The organism is Joostella sp., from assembly GCF_048266025.1.
Classification (GTDB): Bacteria; Bacteroidota; Bacteroidia; order Flavobacteriales; family Flavobacteriaceae; genus Galbibacter; species Galbibacter atrarenae.
This window is the reverse complement of record NZ_JBLXAF010000001.1, coordinates 404,141-418,846: the sequence shown is the minus strand read 5'-3', so window position 1 is coordinate 418,846 and position 14,706 is coordinate 404,141. Positions and strand designations below refer to the sequence as shown.

At 32.9% G+C, this 14,706-nt stretch carries 12 protein-coding genes and 1 tRNA gene; 8 read left to right on the top strand and 5 right to left on the bottom strand.

From position 1 onward, the window contains the following. Nucleotides 1–53 precede the first annotated feature (53 nt). The 8 genes from ACN0TY_RS01775 (at nucleotide 54) to ACN0TY_RS01740 (ending at nucleotide 5,623) form a co-directional block, all read left to right on the top strand. Nucleotides 54–1,193: a 1-acyl-sn-glycerol-3-phosphate acyltransferase gene (locus ACN0TY_RS01775; protein WP_417443124.1), complete on the top strand. Its 1,140-nt coding sequence runs from the start codon at nucleotides 54–56 to the stop codon at nucleotides 1,191–1,193. Beyond that, the gene (locus ACN0TY_RS01770; RefSeq protein WP_417443123.1) at nucleotides 1,183–2,202 is read left to right on the top strand and encodes an asparaginase; all 1,020 of its coding nucleotides are present in this window, start codon (nucleotides 1,183–1,185) and stop codon (nucleotides 2,200–2,202) included. The genes ACN0TY_RS01775 and ACN0TY_RS01770 overlap by 11 nt, the downstream gene beginning before the upstream one ends. A 70-nt stretch (nucleotides 2,203–2,272) precedes the next feature. After that, a tRNA-Ser gene (locus tag ACN0TY_RS01765) sits at nucleotides 2,273–2,360 on the top strand. Between the two features lie 76 nt (nucleotides 2,361–2,436). Further along, nucleotides 2,437–3,237 (top strand): MotA/TolQ/ExbB proton channel family protein, encoded by an 801-nt coding sequence (locus ACN0TY_RS01760; RefSeq protein WP_236957356.1) that lies wholly within the window; start codon nucleotides 2,437–2,439, stop codon nucleotides 3,235–3,237. Between the two features lie 24 nt (nucleotides 3,238–3,261). After that, a complete protein-coding gene (locus ACN0TY_RS01755; protein WP_236957355.1) occupies nucleotides 3,262–3,681 on the top strand; it encodes a hypothetical protein in 420 nt (139 codons plus the stop codon). An 18-nt stretch (nucleotides 3,682–3,699) separates the two neighbouring features. Next, nucleotides 3,700–4,320, top strand: a complete 621-nt coding sequence (locus ACN0TY_RS01750) for an ExbD/TolR family protein (RefSeq protein WP_236957354.1) — start codon at nucleotides 3,700–3,702, stop codon at nucleotides 4,318–4,320. Between the two features lie 20 nt (nucleotides 4,321–4,340). Then, a complete protein-coding gene (locus tag ACN0TY_RS01745; RefSeq protein ID WP_236957353.1) occupies nucleotides 4,341–4,823 on the top strand; it encodes an ExbD/TolR family protein in 483 nt (160 codons plus the stop codon). A gap of 104 nt (nucleotides 4,824–4,927) precedes the next feature. Beyond that, entirely contained in the window at nucleotides 4,928–5,623 is a 696-nt protein-coding gene (locus ACN0TY_RS01740; RefSeq protein ID WP_417443122.1) for a porin family protein, read from the top strand. Here the strand turns inward: ACN0TY_RS01740 and ACN0TY_RS01735 are convergent. The 5 genes from ACN0TY_RS01735 to ACN0TY_RS01715 form a co-directional block, all read right to left on the bottom strand. Further along, nucleotides 5,618–6,223 (bottom strand): hypothetical protein, encoded by a 606-nt coding sequence (locus ACN0TY_RS01735; RefSeq protein WP_236957351.1) that lies wholly within the window; start codon nucleotides 6,221–6,223, stop codon nucleotides 5,618–5,620. The two genes, ACN0TY_RS01740 and ACN0TY_RS01735, sit on opposite strands and share 6 nt — an antisense overlap. Further along, the gene (gene rpoN / locus ACN0TY_RS01730; RefSeq protein ID WP_417443121.1) at nucleotides 6,223–7,686 is read right to left on the bottom strand and encodes an RNA polymerase factor sigma-54; all 1,464 of its coding nucleotides are present in this window, start codon (nucleotides 7,684–7,686) and stop codon (nucleotides 6,223–6,225) included. Before rpoN ends, ACN0TY_RS01735 begins: the two co-directional genes overlap by 1 nt. A 91-nt stretch (nucleotides 7,687–7,777) precedes the next feature. After that, a complete protein-coding gene (gene asnS, locus ACN0TY_RS01725; protein ID WP_236957349.1) occupies nucleotides 7,778–9,211 on the bottom strand; it encodes an asparagine--tRNA ligase in 1,434 nt (477 codons plus the stop codon). A 503-nt stretch (nucleotides 9,212–9,714) separates the two neighbouring features. Then, nucleotides 9,715–12,099: an efflux RND transporter permease subunit gene (locus tag ACN0TY_RS01720; protein ID WP_417443120.1), complete on the bottom strand. Its 2,385-nt coding sequence runs from the start codon at nucleotides 12,097–12,099 to the stop codon at nucleotides 9,715–9,717. Between the two features lie 45 nt (nucleotides 12,100–12,144). Next, nucleotides 12,145–14,670 (bottom strand): DUF5686 family protein, encoded by a 2,526-nt coding sequence (locus ACN0TY_RS01715; protein WP_417443119.1) that lies wholly within the window; start codon nucleotides 14,668–14,670, stop codon nucleotides 12,145–12,147. Between the last annotated feature and the right edge of the window lie 36 nt (nucleotides 14,671–14,706).

Genomic DNA, 14,706 nt, shown 5'->3' with positions numbered 1-14,706 from the left:
TTAAAGTTAAAGTAAACTAAATTTTGTTTTTTTGCCATTAAACTTAGAATCGAGTGATAACGATAGACGATATAAGACCTTATTATGATACCGAAGTAAATGATGCTTTACTGCAATTCATGAAGCATCCCATGGTGCTTGCTATGCTTCAATTTACGTTTCCAGATAAGGAAGTAGATGAAATTATGGAGATAGCAAAGAGTTGTCATTCTATAAGAGATTTCCAAACTAAGATAATATATAATAGTGTCCGTATGGTGCTCGAAAAGAGCTCTGAAGGTTTTTTTACTTCCGGTTTTGATAAATTAGATCCAAATGAGTCGTACTTGTTTGTTTGTAATCATAGGGATATTATTCTTGACACATCTTTATTGAATGTCGCTTTGTACGAGCATGATTTGGTGATGACGGCGTCTGCAATTGGTGATAACCTTGTTAAAAAACCATTTTTAATGGCTTTATCTCGATTGAATAGAAATTTTTTAATCAAGAGGGATTTGTCACCAAGGGAAATGCTTAAGAGTTCTAAGTTGGTATCTTCCTATATTGGAGATTTACTTCAGCAGGAAAAAAGATCTGTTTGGATAGCGCAAAGAGAAGGGCGTACTAAAAATGGAGATGATCAAACACAGCAGGGAGTATTGAAGATGTTAGCATTAGCTAGTGATGAAGCTGAGGTGATGGATTATTTTAAGAAATTAAAAATTGTTCCAATAGCCATTTCTTACGAATACGATCCAACAGATATCTGGAAAATGCCAGAATTAATGGCGAAACATAAGGAGATTGAATATGTGAAATCGAGTAATGAGGATTTTAATAGTATATTAAAAGGAGTTACTGGAAAGAAAAAACGTATTCAAATTACTGCTGGCGATGTTCTTTCTGATGAATTAGATCTTATTAGAGATAGCGGAGAGCCTAATAATAAGCAGTTTCAGATGTTAGCAGATATTATTGATGAAAAAATACATCTAAATTATAAATTGTGGCCTTCTAATTATTTAGCGTATGATATGCTTAATAATACCACGAGATTTGAGTCTAAATATACAGACAAAGAAAAGCGACAATTTAATAGACGTATAAAGCGCAGGGTGCAGGCAGCGAATGAAATTGAATTACAAAATTTTTTAAGCATGTATGCTAATCCTGTTACGAATCATTTAAAACATAAAGCGATTGCAGGCTAGAATATTACTTATTTATACAGGAGGGACTATTGGTATGGTTAAAGATTCTGCCACTGGTGCTTTGCATGCTTTTAATTTTGATAAATTATTAAAGAGCATCCCAGAGCTTTCCCTTTTAGATTGTAATATAAATACAGTTTCTTTTGATGAGCCTATAGATTCCTCAAATATGAATCCGAGTTCATGGGTTCATATTGTGGAGATTATTGAAGAACGATACGAAGATTATGACGGATTTGTAGTGCTTCATGGAAGTGATACGATGAGTTATACGGCATCTGCTTTAAGCTTTATGTTAGAAAATCTTTCAAAACCAGTTATTTTTACTGGATCTCAACTTCCAATTGGAGATTTACGTACCGATGCAAAAGAGAATTTAATAACTTCTATTCAGATTGCATCATTGAGAAAAAATAATAGTGCGGTTATTAGAGAGGTTTGTCTTTATTTTGAATATAAATTATACAGAGCAAATAGAACAACAAAAATAAATGCGGAGCATTTTCAGGCATTTGCTTCTTTAAATTATCCACCATTGGCGGAAAGTGGTGTTCATTTAAAGGTTAATTATGAATATTTGTTGAAGCCAACGCGTAAAAAATTGAAGATCCATAAAAAAATGGATGTAAATATAGCTTTGGTAAAATTATTTCCTGGGATTACAGAGAGTACATTAAACTGTTTGTTATGCAATCCAAATACAAAGGCTATAATATTAGAAACTTATGGAGCTGGAAATGCTCCTACTGAAAAATGGTTCGAAGAATTATTAGAAAAGGCCATAAAATCAGGTAAGATAATTGTGAATGTAACGCAATGTTCTGGTGGAAGTGTAATAATGGGACAGTATGAAACGAGTTCTCACTTACGAAAAGTAGGTGTTATTAGTGGAAAAGATGTAACAACGGAAGCTGCAATCACAAAATTAATGTATCTTATGGGGAATAATATTCAACGTAAAGTGTTCAAAACCATATATGAAACACCTTTAAGAGGTGAAATGTCTTAAAATTAACGGCATAAATTTTAACAACTAAAAAAAAATTCGTTATTTGGCAGTCTAAAGCTATATGAAATATAGAGAGGTGGCCGAGTGGTCGAAGGCGCACGCCTGGAAAGTGTGTATACGTCAAAAGCGTATCGAGGGTTCGAATCCCTTCCTCTCTGCTGTAGTTTTTAATGTTTAATAACATTTTTTTTTTATCTTTAACCCTATTAACGAACAAATTTAAGTTTAGAAGAAATGAAAAGACTATTCTCTATGCTGGCGATTGCCGGATTATTGGCTTTTAATGCAACAACTGCCAACGCAAAGGATTTAACTCCAGTTGTGGCTGATCAAATCTCAGAAATTGTTGCTATTGATGATGCTTCAACAGCATTAGTACAAGATGAAGCTCCTGCAGCTGAGTCAAAAGGATTCCAACAAGTCCTTAAAGAAAAATTTATCCAAGGGGGCGCAGGCTTCATGGGTATTGTACTTTTATGTTTAATCTTAGGATTAGCTGTGGCTATCGAAAGAATTATATTCTTGAACATGGCAACTACAAACACTAAAAAGCTTACTCAGAAAGTAGAAGATGCATTAGCGTCTGGAGGAGTAGAAGCTGCTAAGGAAGTTTGTAGAAACACAAGAGGTCCTATTGCATCTATTTATTATCAAGGTTTAGACAGAGTTGACGAAGGAGTTGATGCTGCTGAAAAAGCTGTTGTAGCTTATGGTGGTGTACAAATGGGTCAATTAGAGAAAAACGTTTCTTGGTTATCTCTATTCATCGCAATTGCGCCGATGTTAGGATTTATGGGTACTGTAATCGGGATGATTCAGGCCTTCGAAAAAATTAGTGCTGCTGGTGGACTAGATGCATCTCTTATTGCAGGAGATATTCAAGTTGCCTTATTAACAACAGTATTTGGTCTTATTGTGGCTATTATACTTCAGATTTTTTACAACTACATTATCGCTAAAATTGATAGTATAGTTAACAGCATGGAAGATGCTTCAATCATCTTAGTAGACATGTTGGTAGATCACAAAAAATAATAAGCACTTAATATAATTAATGATATGTATAAAATAGCTAAAATATTAGCGATAATACTTAGTGTGATCGGATTAGTGCTGTGGGTTCTTATAGCGCAAAATGACGACAACGAAGGTTTTATCGGTATAATGATTAATCTAGGAATATGGTTAACTGTTATTGTTGCTGGAATTACATTTATTTTTTCAATAGTAGGTCTAGCATCTGATGCAGATAAATTGAAGAAAGCATTAATTTCTGTTGCTGCTTTTGCTGTAATCGTACTAGTTAGTTACTTCGTATTTGCTAATGGATCAGATGTAAATCTACAACAAATGGCAGATAGAGGAATCGATGTTACAGAAGGGACTGTTAAAGCTGTTGATGCAGGTTTATGGACTTTCTATATATTGGCTGTACTAGCTATACTAGCAATGGTAGTAGGAGGATTTAAGAAACAATAACAATAAAAACAATATAAAATGGCAAGAAGAGGAGCACCGCCTGAAGTTAACGCAGGTTCAATGGCAGATATCGCTTTCCTACTTCTGATCTTTTTCTTGGTAACAACAACTATAGAAACAGATGCAGGATTAGATCGTAAGTTGCCACCAATAGAGCCGCCAGAAAATCCGCCAATTATTAAGCAGAAAAATATCTTTACGGTAGTTGTTAATAAAAATAACGACTTACTTGTTGAAGAAGAAGTGATGGACCTTAAAAACCTTCGCGAAGCTGCTGTAAAATTTTTGGATAATGGTGGAGGAACAGGAGAAAAAGGAGAGCCTTGCGACTATTGTAAAGGAGCAAAAAATCCTGAGTCTTCAGATCACCCAAGTAAAGCTATTATTTCTTTACAGAATGATAGATTAACTGAATATGGGACGTATATAGCAGTACAGAATGAATTGGTAGCTGCTTATAATGAGTTGAGAAACAGAGAAGCGCAAAGACTTTATGGTAGAGATTTTACGGAAATGAATGATACTTATTTAGATCCTAAAACTTCAGATGCTATTAAAGATGAGCTTAAGCCTAAGTTAGAGCGTATTCAGAAAATGTATCCTCAAAAATTATCTGAGGCTGAACCAAAAAATAACTAATTAAATTAGTACAAGCTATTATGGCAAAATTCACAAAGAAAAAGAAAGGGGATTTACCTGCGGTTTCAACCGCATCATTGCCGGATATCGTTTTCATGTTGTTATTTTTCTTCATGACGGTTACCACAATGAAAGATAGTTCTCTTATGGTTAAAAATGAATTGCCTTATGCTGATCAAGTTCAAAAGCTTGATAAAAAAGACAGGGTAATTTATATCTATGCAGGTAAACCTAGTCAACGTTACCAAGAGAAATTTGGAACAGCAGCAAAAATTCAATTGAATGATAAATTTGCTGATGTTTCTGAGGTAGCTAACTATGTACTTGCTGAAAGAGCTTCAAAGCGTGAGGAGTTACAAAACGTACTTACAACTGCTTTGAAAGTTGATAACGAAACCAATATGGGACTCGTTTCGGATATTAAACAAGAATTGAGAAAAGTTAATGCATTAAAAATTAACTATACTACCAAAGGTGGTAGTGCTTTTCAAAACTTAAAGTAATAATCCATTTCGGTTAAACTTATATTTAAAAAACGCTTCTTTCCAATTGGATATGAAGCGTTTTTTATTTTAATTACTTTTATAAATCATTAAAACTGAATTCATTGAAAAGAATTATTTTCTTTTTTTTATTATGCTTTAACTCATTGCTTTGGGCGCAACAAGATTCTCTTGTAGTGGTAGAAGCAGATGAAAAGTATTTTGAAGACCAGTTTTATTTCGGTATTAATTATAACTTGTTAACACAAGCGCCTAGCGATATAGGTCAAAGCAGTTTCTCTTATGGAATTATTGGAGGTTTTATTAAGGATTTACCAATTAATAGGAGAAGAAATATTGGGTTAGGTATTGGAGCCGGATTATCTTTTAATGCTATTTATAGTGATTTATTAGCTACAGAAGAAGCAGATGGCACTATTACGTATCAAAAAGTGCCTGATGATGTTTCTTATAGTAGAAATAAGCTTTCTATGAGTTTTGTAGAAATTCCAATTGAATTTCGTTGGCGTTCTTCAAGAGCAGAAGATTATCGTTTTTGGCGAATATATGGTGGAGTTAAGTTATCTTATTTAATTTCTGGCAATTCTAAGTTTATTACAGACGATGAGACAATCAAATTCTCAAATAAGGATGTAAGAGACCTGCAATACGGAATCTATATTAGTTTCGGATATAATACGTGGAATTTCTATGCGCAATACGATCTTACCAATGTATTTGAAGATGATATATATACTATTGATGGTGAGCTTGTAGCTCCAAAAATATTTAATGCAGGATTAATATTTTATATATTATAACCAGTACCCAAAAGTTAAGAACTGGGTAACAACTCCTAAAAACATTCCAACCATTATTTCAGCATAATTATGAGACTTTAAATAGAGTCGTGCGGTAGCTATTGTTCCCAGCAACAAGATTAATAATGCAATGCCAAAAGTAATATTGATTTCATAATGAAAAGATAGGCCTAAAATAAACGTCGCTAAGCCGCTAATTCCTATCATATGCATACTTGCTTTAAAATTGAAGTAAACCATAATTAAACAGCTTATAAGCGCTCCCAAAATGCCAATAAAGAAGAAGTAAAGTTCTATCGAAAAATTTATTGTAGCTACTTTTTTTAACGTTATATAAATCAATATAATACATAAATAGAGCGGCACTTTCCTTTCTTTTACGTTGCTCAGACTATTTGTAGTTATCCATCCTAAGTTTTTTAATAGTAAAAAGAATATAAATGGTATTACTACGGTGATAATTAATATTGCTAAAAGAATTAATTTCCTAGCTTCTGGCGGGTTGTATTTTGGTGATATAAGGAAATACAGTATCGTACCTGCTAGCGGTAAGAAAATAGGATTAAAGATGTGGCTAATTAACTTTGAGAATAATCGCATTAAATTTCTTTTCTTAAGCGGGCAACAGAGATGTTAAGTTGTTCTCTATATTTTGCTACAGTTCTTCTAGCTATTGGGTATCCCTTTTCTTTCAATATTACAGCAAGTTTATCATCTGTTAGTGGTTTTCTTTTATCCTCTTCATTGATTACAGTTTCTAATATTTTCTTTATTTCTCTCGTAGATACGTCTTCTCCTTCATCATTTTTCATTGATTCAGAAAAGAATTCTTTAATCAATTTTGTTCCATAAGGAGTGTCAACATACTTACTGTTTGCAACTCGAGAGACTGTAGAAACATCCATTCCAATTGTGTCGGCAATATCTTTTAAAATCATGGGTCTAAGTTTACGCTCGTCCCCAGTTAAAAAATATTCCTCTTGGTAATGCATAATGCAGTTCATGGTGACATATAGTGTCTCTTGCCTTTGTTTTATAGCATCTATAAACCATTTTGCCGCATCTAATTTTTGTTTTATAAACTGTACGGCGTCTTTTTGCGACTTAGATTTTGCTTTGGTGTCTTTATATCCTTTAAGCATGTTATTATACTCACGAGATACATGTAGCTCTGGAGCATTTCTTCCATTTAAAGAAAGGTCCAGCTCCCCATCAATAATTTTAATTGTGAAATCGGGAATTACATGTTCTACAATTCTATTATTACCAGCATACGAACCGCCAGGTTTAGGATTTAGCCGTTCTATTTCATGAATGGCATCTCTTAATTCTTCTTCAGTAATATCGTATTTCTGTATAAGCTTGCTGTAGTGTTTCTTAGTGAATTGCTCAAAAGATTTATCTAATATCTCATACGCAAGTTCTATGCTTTTGGTGGGTTCTTTCCTGTCAAGTTGTATAAGTAAACATTCCTGTAAGTCCCTTGCACAGACTCCAGCAGGATCTAACTGTTGTACTACTTGAAATATTTTTTCTACCTCACTTTCTTCAGTAAAAACATTTTGAGTAAAGGCTAAATCATCTACAATATCTGGAACAGATCTTCTTATGTATCCACTTTCATCAACACTTCCAACAAGAAATTCAGCGATATCTCTTTGGTCGTCATTCAATCTAAAGGTGTTTAGTTGATTTATAAGATGTTGGTGAAAAGATGTTCCCGCTGCATAAGGCACAGATTTATCTTCATCGTCACTGCTGTAGTTGTTGGCTTGTAGTCTATATTCAGGTACTTCATCATCACTAAGATATTCATCAACATTTATGTCTTCAGCATTTATAGACTCACTATCATAATCATCTTCTTGAGTAGAATTATCGATATCGTCATTATCATAATCAGTAGTATCATCCTTACCGTTTTCTAAGGCAGGATTTTCCTCAAGCTCTTGTTTTAAGCGTTGCTCAAAAGCTTGTGTCGGCAACTGTATCAGTTTCATTAACTGTATCTGTTGCGGCGATAATTTTTGCGATAATTTAAATTGTAAGTGCTGTTTAAGCATATGTCTTGTAACCTTTATATAAAAATAAAAAAACTAGCTTTATGAAATGGCTTCACAAGCTAGTTTTATTACTGTATAGTGTTAATTTATTCTAAAATTCTGCACTTTGTGGCGTTCTTGGGAAAGGAATAACGTCTCTTATGTTAGTCATTCCAGTAGCAAAGAGCACTAATCTCTCAAAACCTAAACCGAAACCACTGTGAGTTGCAGTACCAAATTTTCTAAGATCTAAGTACCACCATAGTTCTTTTTCGTCGATTCCCATGGCTTTTACCTTTTCCATAAGCACGTCGTAGCGCTCTTCTCTTTGAGCTCCACCAACAATTTCACCTATACCAGGGAAAAGAATATCCATAGCTCTTACCGTCTTACCATCTTCATTAGCTCTCATGTAAAAAGCTTTTATGTCCGCTGGATAATCAAATAATATCACTGGAGTTTTAAAATGCTTTTCTACAAGGTAACGCTCGTGCTCACTTTGTAAATCTGCTCCCCATTCTTCAATAATATAATTGAATTTCTTCTTCTTATTAGGTTTACAGTTCTTTAAAATATCTATAGCCTCTGTATAGCTAACTCTTTTAAAGTTGTTGTCTAGAACAAAATGAAGTTTTTCTGTAAGCTTCATTTCGCTTCTTTCTGCCTGTGGTTTAGTTTTTTCTTCGTTTAGTAATCTTTCTTCTAAAAACTCAAGATCTTCTTTGCAATTATCTAAAGCATATTTAATAACATACTTTATAAAGTCTTCAGCCAAATCCATATTCCCGTCTAAATCTAGAAAGGCAACTTCTGGCTCAATCATCCAAAATTCTGCTAAATGTCTAGAAGTATTGGAGTTTTCTGCTCTAAAGGTAGGTCCAAAAGTGTATACTTTCCCTAATCCCATAGCATATGTCTCTGCTTCTAATTGCCCAGAAACGGTAAGATTTGTTTCCTTTCCGAAGAAATCTTCTTTATAGTTTATCTCGTTGTCTTCTGTAAGTGGTGGGTTTTTAGGATCTAAAGAAGAAACTCTAAACATCTCTCCAGCACCTTCAGCATCAGAACCTGTAATTATTGGTGTATTAACATAATAAAATCCATTCTGATTAAAGTATTGGTGAACAGCAAAAGAAAGCGCAGATCGAACCCTCATGATAGCGCTAAAAGTACTTGTACGTACTCTAAGGTGTGCTTTTTCTCTAAGAAATTCTAAAGAGTGTTTTTTTGGTTGAATAGGATATTCATCTGGATTTGCTTGCCCTAATATAGAGATGTCTTTTACTTGAATCTCTACATTCTGACCTTTACCTTGGCTTTCGACCAGAGTACCAGTGATACTTACGGCAGCTCCAGTATTGATTTCTTTAAGGATTTTTTCTGAAGTGTTTTCAAAATCAACAACACATTGTATGTTGTTAATCGTAGAACCATCATTCAAAGCAATAAAACGATTACTTCTAAAAGTACGGATCCATCCTTTAACGTTCACCTCTTGAAGAAGTTTGTCTCCTCCAAGTAGTTCTTTTATACTATCTAATTTCATTATGAGTTACTTCAATAAGTGAGGAAGCAAAGATAAAATTTTAAAGCTACATATAAACTCAATAGCCATTAGAAAATTTTATTTATTTATCACGTAATATTAATTTTTCATTAAATACATTAATTTTAATGTATTTAGTAATTGTTGAATGTATTTTTTTTGTACATTTAACATAACAATAAGAAATTTAAGATAATTTTATAATATAAAAATAGGGATTTTTCCTGTTGTGTATTTAATATTAATTTCTACCTTTGTAGAAAATAGTTCGTAAAAAATATTGCTTTAAAAGCAATTCAAAATATATAAGATTGTAGGTTTGGGGGAACCTTAAAGTCTGTTCGGAAACTTGTTTCCGGCAGGCTTTTTTTATTTCTAAGCACTTAGAATCCCTATGAATATTTTCTTTCTTGATTAGATCTTATAAAAAAAAGCCATTAGCAAATTTTTAATAATTCGCCAATGACTTTTTTTCAATGATTTATTTCTTAATAAGAAAAATTTTACTGTTTACTGCTTTTAGGAAGCACATCGATATTAGGTTTTTTAAGAACTTTTTTGTTTGCTATGTTTCTTTCTAGCGCTAATAAAAGGGCAGGTAGTAAAATTAGATTTGCTAACATGGCTGTTAATAAGGTAAAAGAAACAAGTCCTCCTAAAGCCTTTGTTCCGCCGAAGCTACTTAACATAAAAACAGAGAAGCCAAAGAATAATACTATAGAGGTGTAGAACATGCTCACTCCAGTTTCTCTTAGTGCGTTATATACAGATTTTCTTATGTTCCAATGATTCTTTGTAAGTTCCTGTCTGTATTTTGCTAAAAAGTGAATAGTATCATCTACAGAAATACCAAAAGCAACACTAAAAACTAAAATTGTAGACGGCTTAATTGGTATTCCTAAGAATCCCATCATTCCCGCTGTAATTATGAGTGGAAGGATATTTGGAATCAAGGAAACTATGATCATTTTAAAGGACCTAAACATATAGGCCATAAATAGAGAAATAAGAAAAATTGCTAGCGCAAGAGACATCACTAAATTTTTCACTAAGTATTTCGTTCCTTTCATAAACACCAATGCTTTCCCAGTAAGAGTGATGTCGTAGCGATCTTCAGGAAGAACTTTGTGTATTTTTTTCCATAAGTCAGCTTCTATCCCTTCCATTTTATCAGTACCAATATCTTTCATAAAAGTGGTGATTCTTGCCACTTGCCCGGTAGAATCTACAAAGCTTTTAAGTAGATTGGCATTGTTAGAAGATTTTTTTGCGTAAGAAAGGATAAATGCATTTTCTTGATTATTAGGAAGCTGGTAGTAATCAGGATTCCCATTATAATAAGCTTGTTTGGAGTATTTTACCAAATTAGTTACAGAAATCGGATCTGATAGTTCTGGAATCTCTTTAATAAGGTCTTCCAGCTCTTCCATTCTCCTAAGAGTAGAGAGTTTTAAAACGCCATTTTTTCTCTTTGTATCCACCATTATTTCGACAGGAAGGATTCCATCAAACTCTTTTTCGAAAAAACGAATATCATCAAAGAAAGCTGCGTCTTGAGGCATATCTTCTATTAAACTCCCAGAGATTCTAATTTGATAAATACCTATGATGCTACTAATTAAAGCTAATAGGGAAACTATAAATACAGCAATTTTATGATTACGGACAGTGTTTTCCATCCAACCAACAAATGTGTTGATCCACCTTGTGTTTAAATGTTTTAAATGCTTTGTTTTAGGCAAAGGCATAAAACTGTATATAATCGGAATTATAAGTAACGATAATACAAAAATTGCAAATATGTTTAAAGAAGCAACGATACCAAACTCTTTTAAAAGCTTACTCTCTGTAATGATAAAAGTGGCGAAACCAGCAGCAGTGGTAATATTGGTCATCAATGTAGCATTCCCAACATTAGATATTACACGCTGTAGTGATTTAGCTTGGTTTCCGTGTTTTTGAACCTCCTGTTGATATTTATTGATGAGGAATATACAATTGGGGATTCCAATAACAATGATTAAAGGAGGTATAAGTGCAGTTAAAACTGTAATTTCATAATGAAGTAGACCTAAGATTCCAAATGCCCACATAACTCCAATTATCACTACTATCATTGAAATGAAAGTAGCTCTAAAGGATCTAAAGAAGAAAAAGAATATTAAAGAAGTAACACCTAAGGCTGCACCAATAAACATACTTATTTCGTCTATGATACTTTGAGAATTTAGTGTTCTTATGTATGGCATTCCAGAAACTCTAACGTCAAGTCCTGTTTTGGCTTCGAAATCGTCAATTAGCGGTTCAAAGTCATTAAGCACAAAATCTTTACGTACACTAGTGTTTACAATCTCTTTATCAATATAAATAGCTGTTCTTATAGTGTGTGTTTCTTTATTGTAAAGAAGGCTTTCATAGAATGGAAGTCTATGGAATAACTCCTCCTTTAAACTATCTATTTCAACATTGTTTTTAATTTCCCCTTTAATTAAAGGTTCCATTTCAAACTGTTGCTTCTCAGTATTTTTTACTAGTTTCTGAAGGTTGTCTGTAGATATTACGAGGTCTACTTCAGGTTTTGCTTGCAGCTTTTTACTCAGTTTATTCCATTCATTAAAATTATCAGGAGTAAACAGGCTATCATCTTTTATAGCGATGATTATTAGGTTTCCTTCTTCCCCAAAGGCGTCAAGAAACTTATTGTATTCTACATTTACCGGATGGTGATCTGGAAGTAGATTAGCTTCTGTAAAAGTGAAGCGCATATTTTTCCACTGCATAGCAAGGAAAACAGTGATTCCAAGTAGAATCAACAAAATAACGATGCGATTGCGAAGAATTATTCTAGCTGTTTTCTTCCAAAAGCCTTTACTGATCTTGTTTATCATCAAAAAAAATTTCAATGCAAAGGTAGAAAACCTCTGCGAATGTGCCTAAAAACCTAAACTAAAATAGTAGGTAAACTTAAAGGAGATATTGTCATCAAAATTAGGTAAGTGATAGGCTCCGTACCTATACATAAAGTTGAGTCCGAAACCTTTGAGAATTTTATTTATTTCTATCCCGCTTTCTAAATATCCGTTTTCTAAAGAGTTAAAATCGATTCCCTCATGTTGTTGCCTTTCGGATACATTCCCTATTGCGAATCTTGATATTAGCACCAATTCTGGCCTAAAATTCTTTGTAATATTGAAACGCTTAAAGTAGTGTTTTGCTTGTAAGACAGCATATCTATCAGAGAAAAACTCATTAAAGTACATAGTCTCAAAACTATCACGTCCAGCAACAGAAAATCTGTCTAATATTACTTCTCCGTCTGGCTGGTTTGGAGAGGTGTTAAACAATTCTGTTATTGGGAGGTCGCCAAATCCTATCCCTCCAACAAATAGAAATGTTGTTTTTCCTTTGTTGAGTGGACTTATTTCATGCATGACTCTCATAGCTACTTTTGAGAAGCTTAAATCACTGTCAAATAGATTCCTAAGCGCTTGAGTAGTTTGTAAGGTAAATTGTGGGTATTTGTTTTCTATAATAACTTTACCTTCATTAGTTTGCATGTATTTATTAAATGGGTTCCATTGAATTGCAGCTGTAATGGAGCTTGTTTGGTAAGTTTCATAGGTTTGCCCATTATTGGTAAAAGTATAATCGTAAGTAGGTTTTACGTCTTGGTGAGAGAGCTCGAATCTAGAACTTATTTTAGGTGTAAAATCATGGGTTACATAAGCACTTATGTCGTTTACTTTATGAAACTGACTAATGTTAAATAGTCTCGGTTCAAATAAATAAAAAGCCCTTCCGTCAGTAATAAAAGTTAAACTTCCAGTTTCTACTAAGTCGTCTTTATAGTTTATTCCAATTCGGGTGTCATCATATTTATCTAATCTCCTTTCTGCGCCAAAACCATACTTAAATTCTCCGTCTTTCGTTCCATAGGCACCATAACCATGTATTTTATATTTTGTAGAGAAATTATTATTGGTTACAGCACTTAGTCCAAGTCTAAAGTTTTCATACCTATTGAACTTTAGTAATGATTTATAATCAAAATCAATATATTTTGTACTCACATATCCCACCATCACTTTTCTTATAAAAGATAGTTTCTTTTCGTAGTTATTAGCTTCCACTAAACTATCTACTGCTATGTAAGTTTCTTTTTCTTTATCAGTAATACTATCAGTTCTATAGCTTCTCCAAAAATCTTCCTCTCTATCTGCAGCTACGTTTAGAAGATCAATTGCAGTGTCTCTCCTTTCTATTGTTACTGGTTGATTGAGGTTGATATTAGAATTATTCGTTTCTGCAATAAGATAAATATGTTTAGTAATATCATCAGGATTGGTGCTCACAAAAGTAGAATCTTCCATTTTAGAGCTAGAGGCTATCCTTAATTTTCCAAATAAGGTAACTACATTATTGTTTTCTCCTTTTCCGACCATAACATTACTTTTGGAAGGAAACCATATATTTTCCTTTTCAAAATAAGTATAGTTTTGTACGGCTTGAACATCTATTGCAGCATTTAATTGAGAAATGGCTTTTTGAATTGCATAGCTTTTTGTGTCGATATATAAAACGCCTTCTAAGCCTACTCTTTCTTTATCTTTTTTAGGGAAATAATGAATTATATAGCCATCACGATTTTGTTCGTTTACGGTATCTAAAATTTTATAATTGTATGTTTTTAATGCATTTTTTCCAAGTGGGCTTACAAATTCGGTTCCGAATACTTTATAATGATTGTCGTAAAAAGAAAAAGATTGCATTTCTAGAGCTAACGCTTCATAGATTGGTTTCTTAAAACCAGCCATATGTGTCCCAATGATATTTTCTCGCTCCCCTTTATGTTTAGAATACAAAAATTTAGAAGCTTTTTCAATAATGTATAAATGAGACTTTTCGAGTTGCTTTTTTAGCTGATAGTTAGTTGAATCTATTTTTTTAAATTTTAATCTATCATTTCTCTTTACCTTAAATATAGAATCGATTGTTCCGTTGATAGAATCTTTATCAGCAGTAATAATTAGTTTACTATAGTTGTCGTAAGAATATGTGTTTAGGATGTCTTCAGGGTTGTTATTCTCACGATTTTCAATTGCTTTTTTTATAATAGCTAAGCCATCTGTTCCTTTTTCTCTTAAAATTACTTCATCTAATTCTTCGATATTTTTTTCTAGAATTATAGTAATATCATCGTTGGAGAAGATTGCTTGCTTTTTTGGCTTATAGCCAATGTAGCTTATAGTTAGAATTTGGAGGCTATCAGTCTTAAAAATGGAGAATTCTCCATCTAAATTAGTAATTGTGTTTTTGCCATTATTAGTAACAATGGTGGCAAATGGAAGCGGGGTAGCATTTTCTTCAGATAGTACTCTTCCAGATATGATATCTTGGGCAAAACTTGCGTTTGCCAGTAGTAAGAATAGTATTAAAATAAAGGACGCTTTATTTTTCATTTATTAGAAACGGGTCTTTTGAAAATATCTTGTAAT